General features: G+C 62.9%; 25 protein-coding genes and 1 pseudogene. 14 read left to right on the top strand and 12 right to left on the bottom strand.

Annotated features, from left to right (window positions below; translation table 11 throughout):
* Nucleotides 1–23: 23 nt before the first annotated feature.
* Together WBN46_RS06705 and WBN46_RS06710 are read left to right on the top strand one after the other, a co-directional pair.
* Entirely contained in the window at nucleotides 24–815 is a 792-nt protein-coding gene (locus WBN46_RS06705; protein ID WP_192199975.1) for an alpha/beta hydrolase, read from the top strand.
* Between the two features lie 126 nt (nucleotides 816–941).
* Nucleotides 942–2,531, top strand: coding sequence for a GMC family oxidoreductase N-terminal domain-containing protein (locus WBN46_RS06710; protein WP_337730821.1), 1,590 nt, complete (start codon nucleotides 942–944; stop codon nucleotides 2,529–2,531).
* 391 nt (nucleotides 2,532–2,922) lie between these two features.
* Here the strand turns inward: WBN46_RS06710 and WBN46_RS06715 are convergent, their stop codons facing one another.
* Nucleotides 2,923–3,279: a VOC family protein gene (locus tag WBN46_RS06715; RefSeq protein WP_337730822.1), complete on the bottom strand. Its 357-nt coding sequence runs from the start codon at nucleotides 3,277–3,279 to the stop codon at nucleotides 2,923–2,925.
* 14 nt (nucleotides 3,280–3,293) lie between these two features.
* Nucleotides 3,294–3,863 carry a TetR/AcrR family transcriptional regulator gene (locus WBN46_RS06720; protein WP_337730823.1) on the bottom strand — a complete coding sequence of 190 codons (570 nt, stop codon included), beginning with the start codon at nucleotides 3,861–3,863 and terminating at the stop codon, nucleotides 3,294–3,296.
* Between the two features lie 151 nt (nucleotides 3,864–4,014).
* Here WBN46_RS06720 and WBN46_RS06725 point away from each other — a divergent pair, with 151 nt between their 5' ends.
* Both WBN46_RS06725 and WBN46_RS06730 read left to right on the top strand, forming a co-directional pair.
* Nucleotides 4,015–4,677 (top strand): hypothetical protein, encoded by a 663-nt coding sequence (locus WBN46_RS06725; protein ID WP_337730824.1) that lies wholly within the window; start codon nucleotides 4,015–4,017, stop codon nucleotides 4,675–4,677.
* A gap of 38 nt (nucleotides 4,678–4,715) precedes the next feature.
* Nucleotides 4,716–5,213, top strand: coding sequence for a GrpB family protein (locus tag WBN46_RS06730; protein WP_337730825.1), 498 nt, complete (start codon nucleotides 4,716–4,718; stop codon nucleotides 5,211–5,213).
* Between the two features lie 333 nt (nucleotides 5,214–5,546).
* Here the strand turns inward: WBN46_RS06730 and WBN46_RS06735 are convergent, their stop codons facing one another.
* The 3 genes from WBN46_RS06735 to WBN46_RS06745 form a co-directional block, all read right to left on the bottom strand.
* Entirely contained in the window at nucleotides 5,547–6,227 is a 681-nt protein-coding gene (locus WBN46_RS06735; RefSeq protein ID WP_337730826.1) for a L,D-transpeptidase, read from the bottom strand.
* A 157-nt stretch (nucleotides 6,228–6,384) separates the two neighbouring features.
* Nucleotides 6,385–6,654 (bottom strand): hypothetical protein, encoded by a 270-nt coding sequence (locus WBN46_RS06740; protein ID WP_337730827.1) that lies wholly within the window; start codon nucleotides 6,652–6,654, stop codon nucleotides 6,385–6,387.
* 407 nt (nucleotides 6,655–7,061) lie between these two features.
* On the bottom strand, nucleotides 7,062–7,991 hold the full coding sequence (locus tag WBN46_RS06745; protein WP_337730828.1) for a LysR substrate-binding domain-containing protein: 930 nt from the start codon (nucleotides 7,989–7,991) through the stop codon (nucleotides 7,062–7,064).
* A gap of 98 nt (nucleotides 7,992–8,089) precedes the next feature.
* On the opposite strand from WBN46_RS06745, the gene WBN46_RS06750 reads away from it, so the two are divergent.
* The 6 genes from WBN46_RS06750 to WBN46_RS06775 all read left to right on the top strand — a co-directional run bounded on the left by WBN46_RS06750 (nucleotide 8,090) and on the right by WBN46_RS06775 (nucleotide 15,054).
* Nucleotides 8,090–8,959 carry an NmrA/HSCARG family protein gene (locus WBN46_RS06750; protein WP_337730829.1) on the top strand — a complete coding sequence of 290 codons (870 nt, stop codon included), beginning with the start codon at nucleotides 8,090–8,092 and terminating at the stop codon, nucleotides 8,957–8,959.
* A gap of 33 nt (nucleotides 8,960–8,992) precedes the next feature.
* Complete coding sequence (locus WBN46_RS06755) at nucleotides 8,993–9,466, top strand: AtaL-like protein (protein ID WP_337730830.1); 474 nt, start codon at nucleotides 8,993–8,995, stop codon at nucleotides 9,464–9,466.
* A gap of 255 nt (nucleotides 9,467–9,721) precedes the next feature.
* Nucleotides 9,722–10,540: a transglutaminase family protein gene (locus tag WBN46_RS06760; RefSeq protein ID WP_337730831.1), complete on the top strand. Its 819-nt coding sequence runs from the start codon at nucleotides 9,722–9,724 to the stop codon at nucleotides 10,538–10,540.
* Nucleotides 10,541–10,794: 254 nt separating this feature from the next.
* Nucleotides 10,795–11,487 (top strand): response regulator transcription factor, encoded by a 693-nt coding sequence (locus tag WBN46_RS06765; protein ID WP_337730832.1) that lies wholly within the window; start codon nucleotides 10,795–10,797, stop codon nucleotides 11,485–11,487.
* Entirely contained in the window at nucleotides 11,484–13,322 is a 1,839-nt protein-coding gene (locus WBN46_RS06770) for an ATP-binding protein (RefSeq protein WP_337730833.1), read from the top strand. The genes WBN46_RS06765 and WBN46_RS06770 overlap by 4 nt, the downstream gene beginning before the upstream one ends.
* Nucleotides 13,323–13,470: 148 nt before the next feature.
* Nucleotides 13,471–15,054 (top strand): YadA-like family protein, encoded by a 1,584-nt coding sequence (locus tag WBN46_RS06775; RefSeq protein WP_337730834.1) that lies wholly within the window; start codon nucleotides 13,471–13,473, stop codon nucleotides 15,052–15,054.
* A 399-nt stretch (nucleotides 15,055–15,453) separates the two neighbouring features.
* Here WBN46_RS06775 and WBN46_RS06780 read toward each other — a convergent pair whose 3' ends face one another.
* A complete protein-coding gene (locus WBN46_RS06780) occupies nucleotides 15,454–16,755 on the bottom strand; it encodes an MFS transporter (protein WP_337730835.1) in 1,302 nt (433 codons plus the stop codon).
* 81 nt (nucleotides 16,756–16,836) lie between these two features.
* Here WBN46_RS06780 and WBN46_RS06785 point away from each other — a divergent pair, with 81 nt between their 5' ends.
* Together WBN46_RS06785 and WBN46_RS06790 are read left to right on the top strand one after the other, a co-directional pair.
* The gene (locus tag WBN46_RS06785; protein WP_337730836.1) at nucleotides 16,837–17,763 is read left to right on the top strand and encodes a LysR family transcriptional regulator; all 927 of its coding nucleotides are present in this window, start codon (nucleotides 16,837–16,839) and stop codon (nucleotides 17,761–17,763) included.
* Nucleotides 17,764–17,954: 191 nt separating this feature from the next.
* A pseudogene (locus tag WBN46_RS06790) lies at nucleotides 17,955–19,114 on the top strand (IS30 family transposase).
* 92 nt (nucleotides 19,115–19,206) lie between these two features.
* On the opposite strand, the gene WBN46_RS06795 reads toward WBN46_RS06790, so the two are convergent.
* Nucleotides 19,207–19,491 carry a hypothetical protein gene (locus tag WBN46_RS06795; RefSeq protein WP_337730837.1) on the bottom strand — a complete coding sequence of 95 codons (285 nt, stop codon included), beginning with the start codon at nucleotides 19,489–19,491 and terminating at the stop codon, nucleotides 19,207–19,209.
* A 16-nt stretch (nucleotides 19,492–19,507) separates the two neighbouring features.
* Here WBN46_RS06795 and WBN46_RS06800 point away from each other — a divergent pair, with 16 nt between their 5' ends.
* Both WBN46_RS06800 and WBN46_RS06805 read left to right on the top strand, forming a co-directional pair.
* On the top strand, nucleotides 19,508–19,960 hold the full coding sequence (locus tag WBN46_RS06800) for a hypothetical protein (protein WP_337730838.1): 453 nt from the start codon (nucleotides 19,508–19,510) through the stop codon (nucleotides 19,958–19,960).
* Nucleotides 19,961–20,738: 778 nt separating this feature from the next.
* Entirely contained in the window at nucleotides 20,739–20,882 is a 144-nt protein-coding gene (locus WBN46_RS06805; RefSeq protein WP_337730839.1) for a hypothetical protein, read from the top strand.
* Between the two features lie 48 nt (nucleotides 20,883–20,930).
* Here the strand turns inward: WBN46_RS06805 and WBN46_RS06810 are convergent, their stop codons facing one another.
* From WBN46_RS06810 to WBN46_RS06830, 5 genes are all read right to left on the bottom strand, one after another.
* Nucleotides 20,931–21,239, bottom strand: coding sequence for a hypothetical protein (locus tag WBN46_RS06810; RefSeq protein WP_337730840.1), 309 nt, complete (start codon nucleotides 21,237–21,239; stop codon nucleotides 20,931–20,933).
* 81 nt (nucleotides 21,240–21,320) lie between these two features.
* Nucleotides 21,321–21,725, bottom strand: coding sequence for a hypothetical protein (locus tag WBN46_RS06815; protein WP_337730841.1), 405 nt, complete (start codon nucleotides 21,723–21,725; stop codon nucleotides 21,321–21,323).
* Nucleotides 21,726–22,296: 571 nt separating this feature from the next.
* Nucleotides 22,297–22,761 carry a DUF4304 domain-containing protein gene (locus WBN46_RS06820; protein WP_337730842.1) on the bottom strand — a complete coding sequence of 155 codons (465 nt, stop codon included), beginning with the start codon at nucleotides 22,759–22,761 and terminating at the stop codon, nucleotides 22,297–22,299.
* A 1,727-nt stretch (nucleotides 22,762–24,488) separates the two neighbouring features.
* Nucleotides 24,489–24,770, bottom strand: a complete 282-nt coding sequence (locus WBN46_RS06825) for a hypothetical protein (RefSeq protein WP_337730843.1) — start codon at nucleotides 24,768–24,770, stop codon at nucleotides 24,489–24,491.
* 57 nt (nucleotides 24,771–24,827) lie between these two features.
* Nucleotides 24,828–25,229, bottom strand: coding sequence for a VOC family protein (locus tag WBN46_RS06830; protein WP_337730844.1), 402 nt, complete (start codon nucleotides 25,227–25,229; stop codon nucleotides 24,828–24,830).
* Nucleotides 25,230–25,786: the final 557 nt, after the last annotated feature.

Below are 25,786 nucleotides of genomic sequence, written 5' to 3' on the forward strand. Positions count from 1 at the left end.
ACCCAACGCCCGAGGATACGACCATGTTCAAGCTGATCCCTGCAGTGCTCGCGGCCGCTCTCGCGGCCACCATCTCCCCCTCCGCACAGGCCCACGACGCTACGCCCGGCCACCACGGCGCGCAGGTGAAGAATGTCGTGCTGGTGCACGGCGCCTTCGCCGACGGTGCCGGCTGGCGCCCGGTCTACGACGACCTCACCGCGCGTGGCTATCGCGTCTCGATCGTGCAGAACCCGTTGACCTCGCTCGCCGATGACGTGAAGGCGACCCAGCGCGTGCTCGACCGCCAGGACGGTCCCGCCATTCTGGTCGGCCATTCCTGGGGCGGCACCGTCATCACCGAAGCCGGCGTTCACGACAAGGTGGCCGGCCTGGTCTACGTGTCCGCCCTGGCGCCGGACGCCGGTGAAACCACCGCCCAGCAGTACACGGGCTTCGCACCCACGCCCGAGTTCGTGATCGAGACGGGCAGCGACGGCTACGGCTTCATCAGTCCCGCCAAGTTCAAGGCCGGCTTCGCCCACGACACCACCGATGCCGACGCGGCATTCCTGCGCGACTCGCAGGTGCCGATCAACATGTCGGTGTTCGGCACCACGCTGACCCACGCAGCCTGGCGCACGAAGCCCAGCTGGGCCGTGATTGCCACCGAAGACAAGGCGTTCGATCAGGCCATGCTCATCCACATGGCCGAGCGCATCAACGCGCGCATCACCAAGGTGTCCGCCAGCCACGCGGTCTTCATGACGCAGCCCAAGGTGGTCGCCGATACGATCGATCGCGCCGCCAGGGAAGCCGGCCAACCGGCCAGGTAAGCGTCGCTCGCGGGCGCGCCGGACGGCGCGTCCGCAGCTTCCCCATCGCACCTCCTCCCCACGACGGGCGGCCGCACCCGGCTGCCTGGACGCCCTACTTCGCCTTGAGTATCCGCCGCCGTGTCCATGTCCAGCTCTCACCGTCCTTTCCATGCTTCTCACGCGACCGACGCACGACATCCGGGTCGTCATGACTTCATTGTCTGCGGCGCCGGTCCTGCCGGCTGCGCCCTGGCCGGCAGGCTCGCGGAAAATCCCGCCGTGCGCGTGCTGTTGATCGAGGCGGGCGGATCCGATGAGCTGCCTGAGGTGCTGGAGCCCACGCAGTGGTCACTGAACCTCGGCTCAGATCGCGACTGGGCCTTCGTGGCGCAGCCCAATCCGCACCTCAATCACCGGGCCATTCCGCTGAACATGGGCAAGGTGCTGGGAGGCGGATCCAGCATCAACGTGATGGTGTGGGCGCGGGGGCACCAGAGTGACTGGGAGCACTTCGCCGAAGAAGCCGGCGACGAGGCGTGGGGCTATCGTGCAGTCCTCGACATCTATCGACGCATCGAGGACTGGCGCGGTGTGCCCGATGCCGTCAGGCGCGGCACCGGTGGTCCGGTGCACGTGGAAACGCCACCGCACCCCCAACCGGTGGCGACTGCCATGATCGAGGCCGCGAAAACCCTCGGACTGCCGACGTTCGACAGTCCCAATGGCGTCATGATGGAAGGGCGCGGCGGCGTCGCACTCAACGACCTGATCGTGAAGGCGAGCCGAAGATCATCGCTCTTCCGCTCCTACATCTTCCCGAAGCTGGGGCAGCCCAACCTGACGGTGATGACCAACGCCCAGGTCAGCAGAATTGTCCTGGATGGCACTACGGCCATCGGCGTCGAGGTCATGCAGGGCGCGCGCAGCATGCGCATCATGGCCGACCGCGAGGTGATCCTGTCGATGGGCGCGATCAATACGCCCAAGGTGCTGATGCAGTCCGGCATTGGTCCGGAAGAGGAACTGACGCCTCATGGCATCAAGGTGATCCAGCACCTGCCCGGCGTCGGACGGAACCACCAGGACCACGTGTCCTTCGGCTGCATCTTCGAGTCGGGCGCGCCGGTGGGCGTGGGCAACGGCGGGTCGGAGGCCACGCTGTACTGGAAGACCGATCCTGCGCTGGCTGCTCCGGATGTATTCCATTGCCAGCTGGAATTCCCGGTGCCGACACCGGAGACCGCGCATCGCGGCGTGCCGGCACATGGCTGGATGACCTTCGCCGGGCTTTCCCATCCCAAGAGTCGGGGTTCGGTACACCTGACCGGCGCCGACGCGGGCGCACCCTGCCGGATCGAAGCCAATACGCTGTCGCATCCCGACGATGTGCGCAGCGCCGTAGCGACCATCGCGTTGGCACGCGAAATGGCGCACGCCTCGCCGTTCAAGAAGCTGTTGAAGCGCGAGGCCATGCCGGGAAGCCTGGATGCGTCCGGGATGGAAACCTACATCCGCGACTCGGCAGTGACCTTCTGGCATCAGGCCTGCACGGCGAAGATGGGGCGCGACGCGATGTCGGTGGTCAACGGCAACCTGCAGGTCTACGGCATCGATCGGTTGCGGCTCGCGGATGCATCCATCATGCCCAACGTCCCGAGCGGGAACACGATGGCACCCTGTGTAGTGATTGGCGAGCGGGCCGCAGAGATCATCAAGAAAGCGCATGGACTTTGAGCAATGATGCGATCCCTGCTTGAGTCCAGGGCCGCGAGCGGACCGACGCGTTGTCGTTGGCCGGCGAGCATGGAGCGTTCCATGGCGGACAATCCTGCCGGACGTCCGTCATGGTTTGGCCATCCCGGAAACCTGTACTTGATCGCACATCGAGACACCGACCATGTAGCCACCCGCAACCGGATTGAACCGCTGCGCCACCGTCCTTGCTGAAATACAAGCATCAAGAAAGCAGCGACGACTCACTTCCTGGCTCACTTTCCGGCTGACTGTCCCTGGACTACGAAGGACATCCCAACGTGTCGAGGATTTCCATCGGCTCCCTGCCAGAAGCGGACATCATCGAACCCGTGGATGCGTTCCGATGAACGCCGTACTCCATGCGGGAAGCTCAGTTGCCAGTCCGCTGCCCGATCCACAGCCGATTGCCGTCGGGGTCTTCAATGCGGAACTCGCTCATGCCGTAGAAGGGATGACCGATCGAAGGCACGTCCAAGCCGCGCCTCCGCACGTCGCGGTGGTAGGCGAAGATGTCGTCGGGGTACAGGTAGACCACCGAAGTGCGTGGTGCATCCGGCGGCTGGTTGATCGATTCGTCCACCATCAGCCGGCACTCGTCCAGCACCAGCATCGCCCAGCGCCATTCGTCGTTGCGCTTTTCCACCGCAAAGCCCAGCTTTGCGTAGAACTCGACGCTCGTCGGCATATGGCGGACGGGCAGCATCGGAATCACGCGCTGCATCTTCATTCTTTTCTCCTTGGCTAATCGTCGGCGGGGGCGCCGGTCTGCAGTGCGCGCGTGGCCGCCGCCATGGACAGCTGCAACGCCACGGCGAGTTCCTGCGCACTGCACTTGGCGTCGCCCAGCAACCACGCCACCACCGGCGAGAACAGACCATCGGCGAGCCCATGTGCGGCAAGGCGCACGGGAATGCGCAGGCGGCTGCGCTGCGCCGGAGACAGCGTGTTCTCCACGTGCATGACCAGCGTGTACCGGACAATACGCAGCGCAGCGCCCTGGAAGAGGCTGCGTGCGAGTGCACGGTTCTGCCAGAAGTGGTCGAGAATCGCGCGCACTTTGTTGACGTCCGCCTGCCCTCCCACCAGATTGGCCAGTGTCTGGAACGGCCCCTCCAGGCTGGCGGCAAGCAACTCGTCCTTGTTGCGGAAGTGCTCGTAGAACGTCGAGCGGCTGACGCCCGATCGCGCCAGCACATCACCGACGCGGATCTCGTGGTAGCGCTGACTGAGCACCAGCGAGAAGAACGCCGCCATCAGGTCCTGGCGCGTGCGCCGCCTGCGGGGATCCTCGTTGGGCTCAAGCTGTGTCATGCGCTGGATCATCCCACGAACCCTGCCGGACATTGGGCCGCGATTGTCCGGAAACCGGCGGCGATCGCCTCGCTAGCCTGTACCCTCTTCTTCGCAAGGGCATCGCATGACCACGACTTCCTCCCGCGCGCCGAGCGCTGTGCTGCCCGGCGTGCTGCTGATCGCGAGCGGGGTGCTGGCGCCGCTCATCATGATCTTCCATCCTACCGCGCAGGGCGCCGACATGGCGGCGCGGCTCACCCGCCTCACGGAGATCTCGGCACTCAGCCGGCACGTGCACCTGGCGATGATCGTATGCATCATCGCCCTCTGGCTGTCATTGGCCCACCTCGCACGGCGCTGGCCAGGCAACGGCTGGGTGTGGGCCGCAGTGCGCCTCTACACCCTGGGCGCAGCTGCCATGCTGGGCGCGGCACTGATCAGCGGCTTCCTGATCGGTGACTATCTGCAGCGCGTCCTGCCGCTGATCCCGCTTGCCGAGGACGCGCTGCCTTCGGTGCTGCTTGCCTTCTCCGCCAATCAGGTGCTGGCGGGATTCGGCACGCTCGGCATGTCGGCGGGAATCGTGCTGTGGTCGGTCGCGATGCTGCGCCACGCCGGGCCGCTGGCGATCGCATGCGGCGCCTACGGCGCGATCGCGGGCCTGCTGTGCCTGATCGGCTATGCCAAGGGAATGATCTCGCTCGACGTTCCTGGCATGACCTTCGTGGTCGTCGCGCAGAGCCTCTGGTACTGCCTGCTGGGCCTGTGGATCGTGCGGGCTTCGCCGGACGTCACGACAACGACATCCCCCGATGACGGCCAGCGCGTTTGACGCCTGGTCCACCTTCCCTCGATCCACGGACCCGCATCATGCTCGTACCCTACTCTCCCACATGGCCGCTGGTCTTCCAGGATCTCCGGCAGGCACTGCTGCCGGTTTTCGCCGGTACGCCGATCGAGATCATGCACATCGGCAGTACCTCGGTCCCCGGCCTCGCGGCCAAGCCGGTCATCGACCTCCTGCTGGGCGCGCCAACACTCGCCGTGATCGAGGCCCGCGTCGCGGACATCGTGAGGCTGGACTACATCTACCGGCCTCATTACGAAGCCGCGATCCCGCAGCGTCGCTACTTCGTCAAAGACATCGCGGGCGACCTGCGCATCCACCTGCATGGCGTCGAACAAGGCGGTCGACTCTGGCGGGAACATCTCCGCTTCCGTGACCTGCTGCGCGTCGACGATGCACGCCGGTCCGAGTACGAGGCCCTGAAGCGACAGCTCGCCATCGTGCATGCCGGCGACAAGGCTGCGTATACGCTGGAGAAGGGTGCCTACATTCGATCCCTGTTGTCTTCCATGGACGACTAGATCCTCCGACAGTGCAATGCCGCATGGAGGCCTGCCAAGACGAACCAACCCGGTTCACCCTTGCAGAACAACTCTAGCGATGTCCGCTCCGGCTTGAATGATCGCCAGACCTGCCCACTGGGCGAACGGGACGCAGCAATGCCGAGGAGACGAATGTCCGAGTTACGGACGTATGCGTGTGGACTTTGGTGGGTCGAGAAGGTGCCAAGATCCGACGAAATGCCTGATCGGACCCTCACTTCATGGAGGGCACGGCATTGTGCTGCACTGGCAGAAGTAGCAGCAGCCTCCTCTGCGCTGCCTTGCACCAAGGGCAGCGCGCCGACGCGCCCTTCACCGGCGGGCGGGTCGTGCGCGTCTTCCGTCGTGGCGTTCCGCGGTCTCGCGACTTTGCACGAACTCCGGGAAGGTCTCCGCCAGCGGCGCCTTGTCCGGGAGGATGTAGAACACCCCGCCCTTCTCGAAAGTAGGCTGCATGATCCGCTCGTAGAACTCCGGCGAGACGTTGATGCAGCCATGCGTGATGCGATTGTCATCGGGCGTCGGCGATGCCAGGCGCTCTTCACGCTTCTCGGCGGGGACGCCGGTGGCGGTAGGATGGATGGAGACTGCGGAATCGTAGTCCACCCACAGTACGCGCCCCGCGTCGATGGACGGGCCGAAACCGCCCACGAAGCGACCCGCAGGCGTCGTGCGATCGCGCCCCGGAATCTCGCGAAGCGCGAGACCGGCGACACCGGGGGCCGTGTGGTCGCCGACCGCCGATCCGAAGAGTCCGGGTGCCGCCCCGCGGGGCCGGCCGTCGCCGCCGAACACCAGGATCTGGGCAGAGGCCTTGTCGATGATTGCGAAGGGATAGCCTTGACTGTCCTTGGTCGCGACGATCCAGCCTGCGAGCTCGATCACCGTGTCGGACACCTCTTGCCCTTCCGGAAGCTGGTCGGCGACGGTCGCCGCTTGTTTGTCGACATTTTCGGCACTGGACGCCCCGAAGCTCGCGAACGCCAGCGCCAACAGCAGCGCGCCAGAGGCTGCGCGGATCGCAGGGTGTATGGACGTACGAATGGCGTGGATCCTCGGGACAAGATGGGGGCAAGAAAGGATCCCGGTGGCCAGCAAGGGCCACCGGGTCCCGGGTTCACACTGCGCGTAGCGAATCGTGCAAACGCGATCAGCCGCGCGGCACGCGGCGCGGTGCCGCTTCGAGCTGCCGCACGCGGCCTTCAATCTGATCCAGCCGCTGATTTGCCTGCTGCGCGGATTGATTCGCGGATTCGGCGCTCTGGGCAGCGCCCTGCACCTTCGTATCGAGCTGATCGAGACGCGAGTTGATCCCTGCAAACTCATCGTCGTAACTGGCGCAGCCGCCAAGACCCACGGCCGCAACCATCGCCACGCCGAGCACGCGTGCCGTCTTGAGATATCGCTTGTTCTGGAACATTACAATTCTCCTTCGTCTTGGGGACTCGGAATATAGCGGCCTTTCTTGCCAGCGCCGCAACATATCTTCAGCTAACGTTGGAGTACGTAGATGGAGCGTGAAAATGCAGAAATTCGTGTGCATCCCGGCTCGAATCTGTCAGTCGCAGGGACGAATCGCAGTTTGTAATCCGGGATCACAACGAATCTGCGCCACCGATCCCACCTGAGGTAGACCGCAGGCCGCAACATGCGGGCGGTGTTTGCACCGACTGATCTTCAAAGACGTCCCCGACGCCTGCCATTCGTCGGCGAGGAAGCCACGCCGTCACTCCCATGCCTCCGGACGATCGAGGTCGTGTCGCCCGGCATCACTCCCTCACTGCGCGCGATGTCCACTTCGATCGATAGTGGATATCGGGGGACGTCCTACGGCAAGCCAGTCTTCACTGTCTGCGTCGTGATCTCTTCACTCGTGAGATAGGCCGCCAGCTCTTCTGGTTGTCCCTGAGGGAATGCCTCCTTCAGGAACTCCAGGAACGCGGATACGCGTGCGCTCAGCAGACGCCGGGATGGGTACAGCGCCCAGATCTCGATGGGTCGCCCCTTCACGTCGCCCCACGGCACGAGCGCGCCTGAGTGCAGGTCGCCGGCCACCAGCGACAAGGGCAGCACGGCGGCGCCTATTCCCGTCCGAACCGCATCGCGGATCATGATCAGCGATGCCAGGCGCAGGACCGGTTCGATAGGCACGCGCACATCACCGCCCTGTGTCGCCAGATCCCACGCGGATTGATTGCTGGAGGCACGCACCACCGCACGCGCAGCAACGTCTGGCTCCGGCCTCCCAAGGTCAGGGACGGCCACCGCAACCAGGCGATCACGGAGCAGGACACGCCCGATCAGGCGCTCGTCGGGATCGGGATTGACCCGGATCACCAGGTCATAGCCCTCCTCCACCATTTCAACGGCGCGGTCCTCGGTGGTGATCTCCACGCGCACCTCGGGGTAACGCAACGCGAAGCGGGCCGACAGCTTGCCCAGTGCCATCTGCGAGAACAGCAGCGGCGCGCTGATGCGCAGCCTGCCGCGTGGCGTTTCGCCACCCGAGGCAACCGCCGTGGCGGCTTCGCCGATCTCGGCCAGCAGGGTTTCGGTGCGCTCGAACAGCGCACGCCCTTCCTGCGTCAGCTTCAGGGTGTGGGACCCGCGCTCGAACAGGCGCACGCCCAGGCTCGCTTCCAGGTCCGCGACCCGTCGCGACAACGTGGCCTTGGGTCGTTCCGCGGCCCTAGCCGCCCGGCCGAAGCCGCCATGACGTGCCACCAGGTTGAAGTCGGCCAGGGCCAGGAGGTCCACGTGTTCCACCAGTGAGACGGGCAGTCCAAGTATATGCGCTATCGACCCGGATCCGGATCAACAACTATGGGGTCTCCTCACCCACCCGGAGCACTCCCATGACCATCCTCGTAACCGGCGCCACCGGAACTGTCGGCCGCCACGTCGTGCAGCACCTCTCCCAGCGTGGCGCCAAGGTGCGCGCCCTGGTCCGCAACTCGGCCAACGCGAACCTCCCCGCCGGGGTCGAGACCGTCCAGGGCGATCTGCTCGATGTCGATGCCCTGCGTCAGGCCTTTCAGGGCGTGTCCACGCTCTTCCTGCTCAACGCGGTGGTGGCCGATGAATTCACCCAGGCGCTGATCACGCTCAATGTCGCCCGCGAAGCCGGGGTGAAGCGGGTCGTCTACCTCTCGGTGATCCACAGCGACCGCTACGTGAACGTGCCGCACTTCGCCGGCAAGTTCGGCGTGGAACGCATGCTCGAACAGATGGGCTTCAACGCGACGATCCTGCGCCCGGCCTACTTCATGGACAACGACCTGACGGTCAAGGACGTGGTGCTCGGCCATGGCGTGTACCCGATGCCGATCGGGAGCAAGGGCCTGGCGATGATCGATGCGCGCGACATCGGCGAGATCGCGGCGATCGAGCTGCTGTCCCGCGACCAGTCACCCGAGGGCGGTGCGCCGACGCGCCTCAACCTGGTCGGCCCGGACACGCTGACGGGTGCGGAGGTCGCGGCCATCTGGTCCGCGACGCTGGGCCGCGACATCGCATACGGCGGTGACGACACGGCGGGCTTCGAGCAGAACCTGCGCCAGTTCATGCCGGCGTGGATGGCCTACGACATGCGCCAGATGGCCGAACGCTTCCTCACTGACGGCATGGAGCCCGAACCCGGTGACGTCGCGCGGCTCACCGAGCGACTGGGACGCCCACTGCGCTCGTATCGCGACTTCGCCGCTGAAACCGCCGCGGCCGGCTGACTTCTTCCAACCTCATCCATCACGGAGCCCACCATGATCTACTCGACCGCCACCTTGCCGGTGAACGCGCCCGGCCAGACACGACTCACCCGTTCCCAGGCATGGGAGGGGCTGGTGCAGAAGGCACGCGACGCCAGGCTCTTCTTCCCACCAGACGAATGCACCCGCAGCGAGATCGTCGGGGAGAGCCCATCACACCTGGTGCGCGAAGCGACCATCCTTGGCAGTGATCTCACCGAGATCATCACCTTCGAGGCAAACACGAAGATCACCTTCTTCCAGGCCATCAGCCCACGCGAAGGCGCGATCATCAACGCGTTGTTCGAAGACGAACGCGGCGAGCTCCAGCTTCGCTTCTATGGCTACCTGGGGTTGCGCGGCAAAGTGCCCAACGGCCCGGAGGAACAGGCAGCCCAGGCCTGGATGGATAGTGAAAAAGGATTCAAGGCCGCAATCCAGTCGACGCTGAAACGCACTCGCGAGCTGGTCGCGGAAGGGCGCATCTGACCAGCCTTGTACGAAGTCGGCGTCTGGTGTCCGCTCCCGACCCGATGCGGACATCTTCTGCCGTACCATGCCCGGGTGTCGATCGACGCGCGGGGGACATGGATTCCCATGCTGACCCATGACTTGTGCACCGCGCGTTTCATTGGCACGTAACGCCGGACGTGTGCGAGATGTGGGAGGCGACGTGCTGCAACGTCGGCCAAGCCTTGAACTGACCGCGCGCACGATGAACTCCCACCTCGCATCGGACCGAACATGCGCCTGCTAGCCGGATGCGAACTGACTGTCGAATCCAACGAGGACTGCGCGGTGGTCGCAATGTTGCGACCGCGCAACGGCGAAGCGCAATGGATGATCAGCGAAACCTATACGTTCGACCCCCATGTTCGCCCGACCGAGTTCGTCGATGTATTCGGCAACCTGTGCCAGCGTTTCGTGGTCCGGCGTGGACGCATGCGAATCCGGGCAGAGCTTGAGGTCGAGACCGAGCGGGATATCGTCATTGCGCCGTGGATCGCGCCGACACCGGCCGCATTCCTGCCCGATCACGCGTTGCAGTACCTGCTGCCGAGTCGCTACTGCCCGAGTGATCGTACGTTCGACCAGGCGCAGGCCATCGTGGCTGCGGCCGCCCCCCGCAGTGGGCAAGTGGGGGCAATCGTGGAATGGATCCGCACCCATATCGCGTACCGGTACGGGGTTAGCGACGCCACCACGGATGCACTCGGCACCATGGAAGCACGTGCAGGGGTCTGCCGCGACTACGCACATGTCGGAATCACGCTATGCAGGAGCCTGCGCATTCCTGCCCGGATGGTCGTCGGATATCTGCACGGACTGGAACCGATGGATCTGCATGCATGGTTCGAGGCTTACCTGGACGGCCGCTGGTACACCTTCGACCCGACGCAGGCCGCACCCCGTGGGGGTCGGATCGTGGTCGCTTACGGCCGCGATGCTGCCGATGTGGCTTTTCTGACCAATTACGGCTGGTTGCAGACTTTTGAAATGCAGGTATGGGTAGGCGAGCGAACTGGCGAAGTGCCACTTTTACTCACGGGCGGAAGCCTGTAGCGGTCGAGCAGCCGCCAAACCGGCATTGCTCTTTCTGTCGAAGCAGAACCCATTTCCGCTTCCGGCCAGAAGCGGACGTCGCAGCTTCGCTAGCAGAGACGCGCCACCACGGACGACAGGTCGCTCTGGCTGGTTCTTGCCTTCGCGTTGTGGATTGGCTGCCAGTCGCGTGAGGATGGCGGGCTTCATGCGGCCGCGGGGCTAGCCATGTTCGTAGCCCGTCGAGTGGCCGGCGGTCAGTGGCACAGCTAGACTTGATTGAGTTCCAGCGCTGGGGTTTGATCGAGATGCAACCGATCGCTATGTCGGATGTGTTGATTGTGGAAGACAACATCCATGCCGGTCACCGCCTGCAACGCCTGGTGGCAGGTCTGGCCAGCGAGGCGCGGATCGACGTAGTCGATACGCTCGACGCGGCGCGATCGCGACTGCAGGCGCATCCCTACACTCTGGCGCTCGTCGACATGTACCTGCCCGATGGCGACGGCAATGGTTTGATCGCGTGGATGCGATCGCACGCTCCCGAGGCTGCCGCAGTGATCGTCTCGTCGTTCGCGGAAGAGGAAAGCGTGTTGACGGCCTTGCGCAGCGGCGCTGTCGGCTACCTGTTGAAGGAGCGCGACGACGAGGAACTGGTGGTGTCGCTGAAGAGCCTGCAACGCGGCGGAGCTCCCATCGATCCTTCCATCGCGCGCCGCATTCTGGCGCTGCTGCCTGTCGGCGCCGATCCGGCGCTGCGGTCCTCGCCCGTGCCGCCGCTGTCGCAGCGCGAGATGGAGATCGTGCAGCTGGTGGCGCAGGGGTTCACCAATCGCGAGATCGCCGAGCTGGTCTCGCTGTCGCGGCTGACCATCGAAAGCCACGTCAAGAACATCTATCGCAAGCTGGCCGTCGGGTCACGGACCGAGGCGGTTTACGAGGCGCGGGCACGGGGCCTGCTGAAGTGAGGCGCATCGTCCGGTGCCTGATCGTCCTGCTGGCGATGCTTGCCATGCTTCCCGTGCAGGCGCAGCACGTGACGCGGATCGAGCGGGCGGATGCCGTGCGGTCGGACTGGTCGGCGCAGGCGCCCCCGCGGCAGGGCTGGGTACCGGTCAGACTGCGCGACCTGTGGGAGAAGCGCTGGCCCGGCCATGATGGCGTGGTGTGGTACCGCGTCCGCTGGCAGCAGGCGGATGCATCGCAGCCGGTCGGGCTGTTGCTCGACTACACCTGCCTGGCGGCCGCGGTCTCCCTCAATGGCCAGCCGATCGACCGGGACGCCTCACTGGTGGAGCCGCTGTCACGCAAGTGGCACGTGCCGCGTTACTACACAGTGCCGCCGGCGCTCCTGCGCGAAGGGCAGAACGAACTGCTCGTGCGGGTTTCCGGCCTGGCCGCCTATCAGCCTGCGTTCGGTACCGTCAGTGTGGGCGATCCATTCGTGTTGCGCGGCCAGTACGAGCGGGAGCGTTTTGCACGTCGTGACATGCAGATATTCGACGCCGCCGTGGGATTGGTGCTGGCGGCGATGATCGGCATCTTCTGGCTGCTACGCCCGCAGGACACGCTGTATGGCTGGTATGCGTTGAGCGCAGTCTTTGGCAGGCTCTACGACTGGAACTTCATCGCCGGCAGTCCTTGGCCGTTCCGCACGACGGACGGATGGCAGGCTTTCATCGCGGCGGTCTTCGTGGCCTCCGCCGCCACCCATACGATCTTCCTGCTGCGGTTCTCGGAGCGACGATGGCCGCGCTTCGAGCGAGCGCTGCTGGCGCTCGCGGGCGCGGGCATGGTGCTGGGATTATCGTTTCCGCACTGGATGGGGCCACTGCGCAATCTGTACGTGACTCCCGCCATCCTGTTCCTGTACGTCGTCAGCGCGGTCTTCGTCGTCTTCGCGCTGCGCAGCGATCGCCGCGACTACAAGGTGCTTGCGGCCTGCATCAGCGTCCCGTTGCTGGTGTCGCTGCACGACCTCGGTGTGTACATGGGCTGGTACGGCGGCGTGAGCTACCTAGGGTCGTTCACCTCGCCGGTCATGCTGTTGGGCATGGGGTTCGTGCTGGCCTATCGCTTCGCGCAGACCATGAAGCGGGTGGAGGGCTTCAACGCCGAACTCCATCGCGAAGTACAGGCCGCCACCGTGACCCTGGCCGACACACTCAACCAGCAGCACGCGCTGGCGCTGGCGCACAGCCGTGCAGGCGAGCGCCTGCAGCTGGTGCGCGACCTGCACGATGGCTTCGGCGGTACGCTGGTGGGGGCGATCACCCGCCTGCAGCAGGCGCCGGACGAGACCTCAAGGGCGGAGGTGGTGGATCTGCTGAAGGACATGCGCGACGACCTGCGGTTGGTGATCGATACCACCGCGCAGGAGCAGGCCGACCTGGCCACGCTGATCGCCCCGCTGCGCCATCGCGCCAGCCGCCTGTTGGAAGCGGCGGACATCGATGCGCATTGGCGGGTGGAAGGTCTGGAGGGTCTGCAACTGGGGCCCGGCCGCAGCCTGGACCTGCTGCGCCTGCTGCAGGAGGCATTGACGAATGTGTTCAAGCACAGTCGCGCGGCGCGGGTCGACGTCCATCTGCGCCGTGCCGGTGATCGCCTTGAGCTGCGCGTGCGGGACGATGGCGTCGGCCTTGCCGGGGCGGCACCCGCGGCCGGACAGGCCCGGGCCGCAGGTGCCGGCTTGGCGAGCATGCGCCACCGCGCCCAGCGACTCGGGGCGGAGCTGCGCATCGCGGGCGCTTCCGATGGAAAAGGCACTGCGCTGGAACTGGATCTGCCATTGGCCGCGTGAGCGCGGCCTTGAGGGCGGATCGGGAGTGCTTTACCTGATTTCAGGGATACCCGGGGCGGGATGCGGCACCTACCGTGTGCGCCATCGTCGCCGGTGGGTGGCCGCGTCATGGCGTGGCGGCCGGCGGCATGCCACAGGGGGCATCGCCATGCGTAGGTATCGCCGCAACATCAATACTGTCCGTCATTTCATGCTGATGCTGGCTGCGGGTGGCGGCCTGCTTTTGTCAACGACGTCGGCCGAAGCTCAGGTGGTGGGTGGTACCGCACCCACGCAGCCATGCAACCAGAACCCCACCACCGGCGGCATGGCGTGCATGCCGGGCAGTACGGTGGGCGTGAATGGCAGCAATGGCCCTGCTCCTCCAGGCTGGACGGCCGGGGCTGGCGGGCCGGGCGCCGAAACCGGCAACGTTGCAATAGGCCAAAACAGCAGTGCAGGCAATGGCGGTCAGGGTGGGATCGCCACTGCCGGAGGCATCGCCGGCACGGGTGGCGCGGGCGGCGCAGCGAACCTCGCGCTTGGCGCGAACAGCAGCGCAGGCAATGGCGGTGCGGGAGGAACTGGTAGCGCAGGTGGCACCGGCGGCGCTGGCGGGACAGGTGGCAACAACAACATCGCCATCGGCAATGGCAGCAGCGCCGGCACGGGCGGACGGGGCGCGGATATGTGCTGTGGTTTCCCGGGCCCCTCGGGTTCCAGCGGCACCAACAACAACATCGCGCTCGGCACCGGCGCGTCGGCCAACGGGGGTGGATCGGTCGCCCTGGGCTACAACAGTAGTGATCAGGGTCGCGCGAACGTGGTCTCGGTCGGTTCTTCAGGCCAACAGCGTCAGGTCACCAATGTCGCGGCGGGTACCGCCACCACTGATGCGGTCAACGTTGGCCAGTTGAATGCGGTGGCGAACACGGCCAATTCGGCGCTGGACGCAGCAGGCGATGCACAGACGACCGCCGACATGGCACTTTCCACTGCGGACACTGCCCAGGCGACGGCCGATGCAGCATTGGACGCGGCAGGTAACGCGGTGGCCACGGCGAACGACTACACCGACACCCGCGAAGCTGCGGTGCGCAGCGACATGGCGGCGGGCGACGCGGCCACGCTGTCGACCGCGAACGGCTACACCGACACCCGCGAAGCTGCGGTGCGCAACGACGTGGCCGCGGGCGATGTGGCCACGCTGTCGACCGCGAACGGCTACACCGATACCCGCGAAGCTGCGGTGCGCATCGATATGGCAGCCGGCAACGCTGCGACGCTGGCGACGGCCAATGGCTATACCGATACCCGAGAAGCCGCCGTGCGTAACGACATCGCCGCGGGCGATGCGGTCACGCTGGCGACGGCGCAGGACTACGCCGATGCTGGCGACGCCACGACACTCGCTTCGGCCAATGCCTACACCGATGCCCGCTTCACCGAACTTACCGGACTGAGCGACGACTTCAACGCCTTCCGCGGCGACGTCGACCGCCGCTTCAGCCATCTGGATCGCCGCATCGACACCATGGCCGCGATGAGCGGTGCTTACGCCGGCATGGCGATGAACACAGCAGGCCTGGCGGGCAAGAACCGCGTGGGCATGGGCATCGGCGCGCAGGGCGGTGAGCAGGCCATGGCGGTTGGCTACCAGCGTGTGATCGGCAACCGCGCAAGTGTGTCGTTGGGTGCCGCTTTCGGTGGCGGCGAGAAGAGCGTGTCGGCGGGCGCCGGCTTCAGCTGGTGAAGCGGTGTTCGCGCGTCGCTTGCCTTTAGAGGACTGCGACACTTGCCCCGCATCTGGAATTCGCGCGCTTTAATCTCTGGCCACACCAACGACGGATGGATCTTGGCGCCAGCCCAAGCTCCATTCGCAACGGCTGGAGAAATCGAGTGCGGGACACAGTCGTGATCGCCATACGCTCAGACCCTGGCGATGCTCGTCTCTTTTGTCTCCCATGGGTGTTGGGTCTAGCAATTCAGGCCGAACGCGCATTTGGGGTCGGCCTGATTGTCAGACGTTCGATGTCCGCTTCTGGCCGAGAGCGGGCACCCCGCTCCCACGGCAGCTAGCGGCCAGAAGCGGACCTCTTTCCCGGCATGTCAGCTATCGACCAATCCCAGAAGCGGGTACCGACACCCCGCATTACTTAGCCAATTCGCCGTAGCCTCGGCGTGCGGCGAAGAACATCACCGCGAGCAACGCAAACAGCCAGCCGCTCCAGATGGCACCGGGCAGGCCCACCCAGGTGATGAGGCCGCCGCCGACGGCGGCGCCGAACACCACGCCGAGGTTGGCTGCGGAGATGTAGATGCTAGTGACGAACTCCGGCGCCTCCGGGGCAGCGGAGGCCATCCAGACCTGGCTTACGATCAGGCCACTGGTATGGGCGGCACCCCACAGCAGGCAGATCGGTAGCATCACCGCAAACGACGCAGAGCCGAAGATCTGCAGCACCGCGTAAGCCAACGCCAGCGCGATGGGATAGCCCAGCACGGTGCCGAACAGGTTGCGACCCAGCCACCGGCCGGCAAGCAGATTGCCGAGCAAGCCGCCAACACCGAAGACCACCAGCAGCACGCTGATCGCCTCACCACCGAGGCCGGTTTCGCGCGCCAGGTATTCGGCCGCATAGCTGTACACCGAGAACATCGCGCCAAACACGCAGACTGCCATCCCGATCGACAGCCACAACGCCGGCTTGCGTAAGACCGCGTACAGATCCACCCGACCACCCGCTGCTGAGCCGCTCCGTGGCGGCAGCATGATCCAAACGCCGACTGCAGCCGCCAGGTTGATGATCGCGCAGAAGTAGAACGATGCCTCGTATGAGGCCCGGGCTTCGATCCACGCCGTCAGTGGCACGCCCAGCACCAGTCCCATACTGGTGCCGACGAAGGCCATCGTCGTGGCGTGCGTGGCGCGCTCGCGCGGGTAAAGCGACACCGCAGCGGCAAAGGCCACCGAGAAAAACACCGGATGTAGCAGCGCTGAGGGCGCGCGCAACGCCATCAGCACGCCGAAGTCCGGCGCCCACGCCGACAGCAGGCTGCACAGCGCGAATGCCAGCAGCGAGCCGACCAGCACCTTGCGGCGATCAAAGCGCGACAGCCACAGCACCATCACGGGCCCACAGACCGCGACTACCAGCGCGAACAGCCCGACCAACCAACCCGCTTCGGCAACCGTGATGCCGTAACGCTCGATAATCGACGGCAGAATGCCGACCACACCGAACTCAACCGCGTACAGCCCGAACAAGCCCAGCGCGATAAAGAACAGTGCACGGCCGCCCCCGCTCGCGTGTGTTGGCGCAGCCGTCATCGCGCCGCTCCGCGCGTACAGATGTTCAAGCCACCAGCTGCCGCGGTTCGCGACAGCACGGGCGTGCCCGTTGCGGATACGGAAATGGACAAGGCGGTTCCTCCAGACGTGACTGGCCGTCACGATAGGAGCCGCTCCATTGCAGAAAAAGTAGGCTAGAGTTCCGCGCTATGCGGACATCAACGTCCGCAATTGGGACCTCGTATGGACAGCCTGAGTGGCTTCATCGTCTTCGTGCAGGTGGCTGAGACGCGCAGCTTCGTCGCCGCCGGCCGGCTGCTGGGCGTTTCGGCCTCGGCCGTGGGCAAGCGGGTGGCGCGGCTTGAAGAGAAGCTCGGCGTGCGCCTGTTCCATCGCAGCACGCGCAGCGTCACGCTGACGGCTGAGGGCACGCTGTTCCTGGAGCGCAGTCGCCGCATCCTGACCGAGATCGAGGCGGCCGAACAGGAACTTTCACAGGCCTCCGCCACACCACGTGGCCGCCTGCGTGTCAGTCTGCCGCTGGTCAGTTCGCTGGTGCTGCCGGTGCTGGGCGACTTCATGGCCGCCTATCCCGACATCGAACTGGACCTGGACTTCACCGACCGGATGGTCGACGTGATTGAGGAAGGCTTCGACGCCGTCGTTAGAACGGGAAACGCTGCCGACTCGCGCCTCACGGCGCGCCGGCTAGGCGCCTTCCGCTCGATGCTGGTCGCTTCGCCCGAGTATTTGGCGCAACGCGGCGTGCCGCGAACGCCGGATGATCTGCTCGGACACGCCTGCCTACATTACCGTTATCCGAATAGCGGCAAGTTGGAGGCTTGGCCAATACGCCGCGCCCCTGGCGAGCCGGAACTGTCGCTACCGACCACGATGATCTGCAACAACATTGAGACCCGCGTATGTTTCGCATTGCGGGGCCGCGGCATCGCCTGCCTTCCCGAGTTCGCGATCCGTGAGGCGCTGACCGACGGCCGATTGCTACCGGTGCTAGCCGAGTACGTCGAGCGCACTGGCTTCTTCCACGTGCTGTGGCCAGCCAGCAGGCAACCGTCGCCGAAAGTGCGAGTGCTCGTCAACTTCCTTGCCGCGCGCGTGTTTCCCACGCCCGAGACGCACCTAGAAAGTTCTCGACTTAGAAGCGACTAAGGCAGTGCGCGGAACCGCTCTGCGTCTGCACAGCAATCATCTCAAAAAAAGGCCCACTCTTGGCATTTGGAGGCTTAAGCCTCATCGCGACAGCCATAGCTGATCACCGCTACACATGTCCACTATCGGCCGCGGATTCATATGATCGATGCAACACACGGATAGCTGCATAGGCTGCAGGAGTGTTGCGGATGAAGCGCAGGAAAAGGATCTACTACACCGACACCCAGAAGGCACTGATGTGGGACCGTTGGCGGCAGGGCGAGTCGCTGCACCAGATCGCCTCCCTGTTTGACCGGCACCACAGCTCGGTCCGGAACATCCTGGCCGAGCACGGCGGCATTCGTCCGCCGCCAAGGCGACGGTCCGCGAGGGTGCTGAGCTTGGCCGAGCGTGAGGAGATCTCCCGTGGGCTGGCGGCGGGGCGCTCGATCCGAGCGATCGCTGCATCGCTCGGCCGGGCGCCTTCCACGGTGAGCCGAGAAGTCGGCCGCAATGAGGGTCATGAGGGCTACCGCGCCAGCCGGGCGGACCAGGCTGCTTGGGACCGGGCGCGACGCCCCAAGCCCTGTAAGCTGGCGCTGCATCGAGCCTTGGCCGCTCGCGTGGCAGAGAAGATCAGCGGCAGTGGTCGCCTGAGCAGGTGGCCGGCTGGCTCAAACGCACCTATCCCGATGATGCGAGCCGTCAGGTGTCCCACGAGATCATCTATCGTACGCTCTACATCCAGTCACGCGGGGCGCTGAAGCAGGAACTGCTCGCCCATTTGAGGCGCACGCGGGCGATGCGTCGATCACGACACCACACTCAGAAGACAGAGAACCACGGCCGGATTGCCGACACCGTCTCGATCAGTGAGCGGCCGGCCAGTGCCGAAGATCGGGCCGTGCCGGGGCATTGGGAAGGCGACCTGCTGTTCGGTGACCGGAACAGTCAGGTCGCTACGCTGGTGGAGCGACAGACCCGCTATCTAATGCTGGTGAAGGTGGCAGGCAAGGACACTGAGACCGTGGTCAATGCACTGATCAAGAACGCACGCCGTCTGCCGAAGCAGCTGTACCGGTCGCTGACCTGGGATCGGGGCAAGGAGATGGCGGCTCATCGCCGCTTTACCTTGGCTACCGACATCCAGGTCTACTTCTGCGACCCGCATCATCCCTGGCAGCGTGGCTCCAACGAAAACACAAACGGCCTACTGCGGCAGTATTTCCCCAAGGGGATCAATCTGGCCGACGTCTCGCAGGCCAGACTGGATGCCGTGGCACGCCAGCTCAACGAACGGCCACGCAAGACGCTCGGCTACGAAACACCAGCAGAGCGATATCGACAAACTGTTGCGTCGATCGGTTGAATCCAAGGCCAGAACCGGACATCGCCCAAAACACCTTGAGTTAAGCCGACCTGCGAAGCGGGTTCGGCTTGAATGAATTGTTAGGTGGCGTGCTAGCTGACACGGTCCACCATCAGATTGTCACTGTGAGCTGCCAACGAGTAGATGACAAAACCAAGAATCTGATCGAAGAGTCGCCCGCTACCTTGCCCTGCAACCGAAATGTACGGTGATTCGTCATCTGGCTCGATAAGACGGACAGCTACCTTCTCGCGGGAGTCCGATAGGTCAACCTGATACTCGTTGCCGCCCTGAAACTCGGGCCAGCTCTGTAACGACGCAGCCAAATCAGTCGGTAGCGAGAAGTACGAGATTATGTGCACTTCACGGGATGTCATGGCAGCCACCTAACGCTTGAATTATGCCGCGCCGCGAAGTAGCGTCGGCTTGAATGAATTGTTAGGCGGCAGCTCGCTACTGCAAGAATATCTGCTCATCGTTACCTGCCTCTTGAACAATACTGATGAGCACCTCTACTCCGTCCCCGGCGAGCCTCAGCGCAGCGCTCCACCCTTTTGGAATAGCCTCGACTGGAGCTGCCCACTTACTCAGCGTTATCTCCTCAATGAGCAGGCCTACTGTCGCAACTTGACCTTGGTCGATACGGTGGATGTCAGGGAGGGCAAGGGTAACCTGATGCTTGATGATCCGAGTAAGCCGCGTACCGACCGAAATCTCATGGCCAAAGCAGTTCGTCACGACCACCAGGCCATTCCGTTCGATTCGTCCTATCAGCAGACCGGTAGTGTCCATTGCCGCCTAACACCGGAATTAAGCCGACCCGCGAAGCGGGTTCGGCTTGAATGAATTGTTAGGCACCAGCCTACCCACTGAGAACCGCAGTGAAAAGCCGGCCACGAGACGACTCTAGACGGGCGGCTACTTGGCAGGCGTAACCATCGGCGCCAAGCAGAGGGAACTGAAACCTTAGAGTTGCTGCGGCTACATCTGAGGGCCCGAAGCCATTTGCCGCGAGTATGGCGAGGAACTTGTTGTGCAAAGCGGTCAGGGACAGCCCCAGTGGCTCGATCCGCGGGAGCCCGGGTGGGTACGGGGCGTCCTCCAAGAGATCGACTGTGGCCTCTCGAACCCCCGCGGCCCGGCAAGCTTGATAGAGGTGCGGATGAACATAACTCAAACCGCTGCCAGCATGATGGGCTATGTCATGCGTCACACCAGCAAGTGCACGTTGCGAGGACATTGATATGGTGCCTAACACCTGAATTAAGCCGACCCGCGAAGCGGGTTCGGCTTGAATGAATTGTTAGGCCCCGGCCACATAGGCACTTGGTGGCATTTTTCGGTCAATGAGGAGCTCGGTGAAGTAATCAGGGTCTGCCATCGCGTCCCAGGGGCTGAAGCCATGATATGCCTCCATGAACTGGTGGATGATACCGGAGCCCTGAATCGAGACGCCGACCCAATGGACGTCACGGAAGCCCTCCCACGTTAGACGATCGGCTGAAACCATCACAGGGCGATTGCCTAGAATCGGCCAATAGCTTCGCTGAAGTAGGTCTGCGGTCGAAAGAACTACGGAAGTAGGCTGGCCCAATGGTGGTACCGGGTGAGACGGACGATGTGTATGATCAAACAAGGCGCATCCAACAGCTCCGAGATCCTCGACCCAAGCAACAACCTGTCCGAGAGCTTGATCGCCGTCGGGCAGCGGGATGGCAAAGACATCGCCAATTTCAGGTTTGAGCAGTCTTCTTCCCAAGGGGCCTAACGCCTGAATTAAGCCGCGCCGCGAAGCGGCGTCGGCTTGAATGAATTGTTAGGCACCGCCCCGCAGACCGGAAAAGCCTGCGCCCAACAGAGCGATGCCTACGGCAAGATGCAAAAGCAGCAGGGTCCAGTCTCGGCGGTCCCAGGCGGATAGGTAAGTAAGGCTGAAACTAAAGTCATCAGCCGTACCCAGCCTGGTCCGCACGCGAGTCCGAACTCTGTAGCCACCGACCACAATCATAGTGAACCCCGCCAGCACTAGTGCGGTGGTGAGCACTGACTCGCCGGAGGCAAGCATCATGCCGCCGGTGAGAAGGCAGAACATGAGGATGAGTGCGGTGCGTGCAGCCTTGATCACAGGAAACTCCGTGTCACTTGCATAGGTGCCTAACACCTGAATTAAGCCGACCCGCAAAGCGGGTTCGGCTTGAATGAATTGTTAGGTGCCGGGCGGTGATGCCTCATTGTCGAGGTCGTGACCAAACCAGACACCTCCGATAGCGCCCATCAGTACTGCAATTCCCAACACAAAAAGCCCAGTATCAACGAATTTGGCTCCGAGCAACTCTGGACTGAAAAGGAGGATGCAGCAGGTAAAGAAGGTAACCATGACGGCCGCCCCGACTAGAGCATCTCCGATAGCGCCAAGTCGTTGGTGAAGTCCTTTGCCCGACCATGCCACGACGCCACAAAGAAATCCCATGAAGAATACGGCGAGTGCAACGCCGAACACATCAGTCCAAATGACGTCGCGGACCCCGCCCAGAATCGCGGAAATTGCATTAGCAACCGTAGCGCCAGAGAGAACGATGCCCCCTATCATCCCGCACTCCCACCAGCGCATATGCTTATTCCCGTGCACCTAACGCCTGAATTAAGCCGCGCCGCGAAGCGGCGTCGGCTTGAATGAATTGTTAGGCCTGACCGTCATGTCCCCCAACGAATTGCTGCATAGAGTAGCGATACCAATAACGTTACAGGGAGCAGGAGGTAAACGGAATATCCGAGGAGACGACTCCCGGGTAGCCAGTACTGAAATTCACTCCATGACTTGAGGCGAACCACAAGAGGCCAGAAGCCGAAGTAGTAACCTGCCATGAGACCAAGTATCACTAGCATTATTTGCCACTTATGCAGCGGGCTGGGTAACAGCGTCATGACAACAGCAAGTAGCGGAAGCAGGCTGACTACTACGGCTGCTGCTAGGAGCCGGGACTTAGCTGTGACACGCAACACCTCGCCGCAGCATGGGCAGGCAATCTTGGCCGGGCTAGACTCGCCAGGGTAAGGATGCACGCCAAGCAGCGCCTTGTAAGAGAAGTGCGACTTGTGGCAACGAGGGCAAGACGGTCTCATGTGAGGCCTAACACCTGAATTAAGCCGAACCGCGAAGCGGTTTCGGCTTGAATGAATTGTTAGGCCCCGGCTGCAATCGCTGGAACTAGCAAGCCAGAAACCCGTTTGGCGAGAAAGTTGGCCCGAGCATCGTCTGGTGTCAACAGAAGCTCGAAGGTGGGTAGTCCACTAATGAGTAGCTCAGTGATCTGCTCTTTCCAAGCTGCGTGATCAGTGTCGGCGTCTGACGCCTCAAGAACTTGCCGCCAACGAGATTCTTCGGAAAGCGTCCGTGATTCCAATCGAGTCGAGAAGTGAAAGGTGCCTCCATTGACCGGTGATGGCAAGGTGCCTTGGCTTTTGAACCAAACCATCTGATTTACATAGGTCAGGGCACTATATCGCGAGCCCTGGAAGTTGACGATCTGGTAGCAGTGAGCTCCCTCGCGCACAAGGCTACTGCCGGAGCGAACGAATCCAAGTGGTGCCAGAATCTCGCTGGCAATCTTGGCTAGGTTTTGCCTGGTCTTCTTGACAGTTTTCACGGGGCTTAACACCAGAATTAGGCCGACCCGCGAAGCGGGTTCGGCTCGAATGAATTGTTAGCCCCCGACCTCATGTGGCCAAGTTGGCTCGCGCTTGATTGGATAGACTATCTTCAGCAAAGGAACATCAACCAGCGACTTGGAGTCGATATCCAAAATCAGGGGCCATGATCGTTGCGAATCAGTGTAAGCAGATACGGACACTCTCTTAAGAACACCGTTGCAGCTATCGCCTCCCAAAGCTGACGGGCCTGAGTACGTGTTGAAGCTGACAGGAATGGAGTAGCGACCTGCCGAATCCGTGAACGACATGGCGGGGCCACCTGGCGTGGAGCGTTCCGACCAGGCAACGCCCACTAGCGCAGATTTGACAGGACTGCCTTGCTGGTCTGCGACAGATCCAGAGAAGACAAGGAATCTGTCGCCACACTTTGCAGCCAAGGGCGCGATAGGCGTCCAGAGAAGCATCAGAAGAAGGATGACTTTCATTGGGGCTAACACCTGAGTTAAGCCGACTCGCGAAGCGGGTTCGGCGTGAATGAATTGTTATACCTCAAGCAATGATGCATCAAACCACACATCCTCGTAGTCCGCCCCGTCAACCAGGAACCGATAGCCGGGTGGTAGAGCAAGGTACTCGATTGCTGCGGGAAGATACTCGGCGAGATGCTCAACATGCAGCGGAGAGAAGAAGTCATCCGCCTCGGATAGCTCTCCGCACCAGATATACCAGCCACTCGCTCCATCCAAGGGTGGATGGCGCAGCCCGTGGATGGAGCCCGTCGTCAGACTCCCGACGGCAAGGCCGAGTTTGGAGCCGAGAGCTGGAGGTGACGGCTCCGCTCCGATCCACTCACATATGGTTTGATGCTTGGCTATGCGCATGCCGGGCTGAGGTATAACACCTTGAGTTAAGCCGACCCGCGAAGCGGGTTCGGCTTGAACGAATAGTTATACGCCAAGGTAAGCCCGAAGCCTGCGGCCTGCAACGGGGCCGGAACATCCGGGAGCAGGAAATCTCTCGCCGCCAGCCCGTAGCAGGATGGGGCCCGTAAAGACCGAAGCCGACAGCGACGCCGGTCCGCAAGTCGGGAGGTCATCCGGAGGCCGCGCGGCGCGAGAGCGATGTGTCCGAAGCCGAGTGAAGCGAGGTCAGAAGGACGCGATTGGTTGCTTTGCATCAACAATCGATCAGCACCGAAGCCGCTGGCGCCGCATGATCGACCCGCAATCGAAGCCGACACGACCAAAGCCCCACCCACGTATAACGCCTGAATTAAGCCGAGCCGCGAAGCGGCTTCGGCTTGAATGAATTGTTAGGTGCGCCCAGCATCGGGCGAGATCCAACGCGCCTCTAGGCCCCGATAGTACTGCTCAACGCGAGCGATGACCTCCGAGACTGACGCCGGCGCATTGGCTCCAGCCATGTTCCATCCCTCAATCCCTAAGACATTCCAAGACTCGTCGCAGTGCAGCACTACCAGTTCAGAGGATTGGGTAAAAGTGCATATCGCAAGGCAAGGAACTCGTCCAAGCCACTCGCCTCCGACATTGAGACGCAAGCGGCCAGTGAACACGGATTCACCGGTGCTGGCATACGCCAGAACTTGGCAGCCATTGAGAGTTGCGGGTGGTCGATCTATCAGCATCCGTAGCGCGCCTAACGCCAGAATTAAGCCGACCCGCGAAGCGGGTTCGGCTTGAATGAATTGTTAGGCCGCAGCCGACTATGCAGCATGTGCGGCCAGTACTATCAGCAGCACAGAAATGGCAATGACTGCCGCCAGCAGCAGCCACTCTCGCAGGTTGAAGTCAGTGATCGGAAAGCTGGCTGGGTTGATTAGTGATCTAAAGATTGGCTTACCAACGCGGCGGTAATGAAGTGCAAACACGCCATTCCCCGCAAGAATTGTGAAAGCAAAGAAAAGCACGACCAACGCTGTTTGTGATGCGGGCATGAAACGCACACTATCCAGAATCATTTGCCAGGGTTGTGACGTTGTATCCATGCGGCCTAACGCCTGAATTAAGCCGACCCGCGAAGCGGGTTCGGCTTGAATGAACTGTTAGGCCCCATAGTTGATCTTCCACGGAACACCAAAGCGATCAACCACGATTGCGTAGCATGGTGACCAAAATGTCCGCTGTGGCGCAAGTACTACGTGACCGCCCGTTTGCAGTGCATTGAAGAAGGATTTGACCTTCTCTTCTGAATCAACCCCAAGCAAAATATAGAAGCCTTTTGGGCTCTCGTATCTGTCTGGATCTACGTCCGCACCGGCGATATCCACCCCGTCTATGCAGATGTTTGCATGAACAATCTTTTGCCCACGTGACTCTGAGAATGCCGGGACAGGGGAGTCCTTAACCCGAAGCATGGTTCCGATTCTTCCGCCGAGGTTCTTGGCGTAGAAGCTAAATGCCTCCTCGCATTGACCGTTGAAGTCGATATGAAATGACAAACTCATTGCGGAAGCATCCTGATCTGTTCGTGGGGCCTAACACCTGAATTAAGCCGACCCGCGAAGCGGGTCCGGCTTGAATGAATTGTTAGGCGGCGCACCTCGAATGCGAGCCAACGCGGCATCTAACCACGGAGTGTCTTGATCAAAGCGCGCCGCCAGGGAAGCCATCGCGGTCTCGACTATGGCAAGCGATTCGTTGGTGCGCTCTGGCGTGGCAAGGCGGAGATGCTTACGAACGTCAAAATCGGGCCAATGCAGCAGACCTACGTGTAGAAGAACTCGGTATTCCGTTAGGGGTCGAACTTGCGGGCCAAGCTCCAGGACGATCTTTCCGACGCCGCCGAAGCTAAATCGGCTAGGGATAGAGCGACGTATCTCGATCTCGATCGGATCCCAGATGGGGAGCAATTGCTTGTAGGGCTCCCGATCATGTTCCCGGAGAACAAGCTGAAAGTCGCGCAGATATGGCATAGCCGCCTAACGCCTGAATTAAGCCGACCCGCAGCAGGGCGGCGACTGGGTGCGAATATAGCCGAAGGCGTGCACTCAGGCGCCGCCCT

The organism is Pseudoxanthomonas sp. CCNWLW251 (genome assembly GCF_037402255.1).
Classification (GTDB): domain Bacteria; phylum Pseudomonadota; class Gammaproteobacteria; order Xanthomonadales; family Xanthomonadaceae; genus Pseudoxanthomonas_A.

Bases quoted from the DNA above. Each gene is read 5' to 3' on its own strand.
- WBN46_RS06705 (WP_192199975.1), top strand. From the start codon at position 24: ATGTTCAAGCTGATCCCTGCAGTGCTCGCGGCCGCTCTCGCGGCCACC.
- WBN46_RS06710 (WP_337730821.1), top strand. From the start codon at position 942: ATGTCCAGCTCTCACCGTCCTTTCCATGCTTCTCACGCGACCGACGCA.
- WBN46_RS06715 (WP_337730822.1), bottom strand. From the start codon at position 3,279: ATGAAGATGCAGCGCGTGATTCCGATGCTGCCCGTCCGCCATATGCCG.
- WBN46_RS06720 (WP_337730823.1), bottom strand. From the start codon at position 3,863: ATGACACAGCTTGAGCCCAACGAGGATCCCCGCAGGCGGCGCACGCGC.
- WBN46_RS06730 (WP_337730825.1), top strand. From the start codon at position 4,716: ATGCTCGTACCCTACTCTCCCACATGGCCGCTGGTCTTCCAGGATCTC.
- WBN46_RS06740 (WP_337730827.1), bottom strand. From the start codon at position 6,654: ATGTTCCAGAACAAGCGATATCTCAAGACGGCACGCGTGCTCGGCGTG.
- WBN46_RS06750 (WP_337730829.1), top strand. From the start codon at position 8,090: ATGACCATCCTCGTAACCGGCGCCACCGGAACTGTCGGCCGCCACGTC.
- WBN46_RS06755 (WP_337730830.1), top strand. From the start codon at position 8,993: ATGATCTACTCGACCGCCACCTTGCCGGTGAACGCGCCCGGCCAGACA.
- WBN46_RS06760 (WP_337730831.1), top strand. From the start codon at position 9,722: ATGCGCCTGCTAGCCGGATGCGAACTGACTGTCGAATCCAACGAGGAC.
- WBN46_RS06775 (WP_337730834.1), top strand. From the start codon at position 13,471: ATGCGTAGGTATCGCCGCAACATCAATACTGTCCGTCATTTCATGCTG.
- WBN46_RS06785 (WP_337730836.1), top strand. From the start codon at position 16,837: ATGGACAGCCTGAGTGGCTTCATCGTCTTCGTGCAGGTGGCTGAGACG.
- WBN46_RS06795 (WP_337730837.1), bottom strand. From the start codon at position 19,491: ATGACATCCCGTGAAGTGCACATAATCTCGTACTTCTCGCTACCGACT.
- WBN46_RS06805 (WP_337730839.1), top strand. From the start codon at position 20,739: ATGATCAAACAAGGCGCATCCAACAGCTCCGAGATCCTCGACCCAAGC.
- WBN46_RS06815 (WP_337730841.1), bottom strand. From the start codon at position 21,725: ATGCGCTGGTGGGAGTGCGGGATGATAGGGGGCATCGTTCTCTCTGGC.
- WBN46_RS06825 (WP_337730843.1), bottom strand. From the start codon at position 24,770: ATGGATACAACGTCACAACCCTGGCAAATGATTCTGGATAGTGTGCGT.
- WBN46_RS06830 (WP_337730844.1), bottom strand. From the start codon at position 25,229: ATGAGTTTGTCATTTCATATCGACTTCAACGGTCAATGCGAGGAGGCA.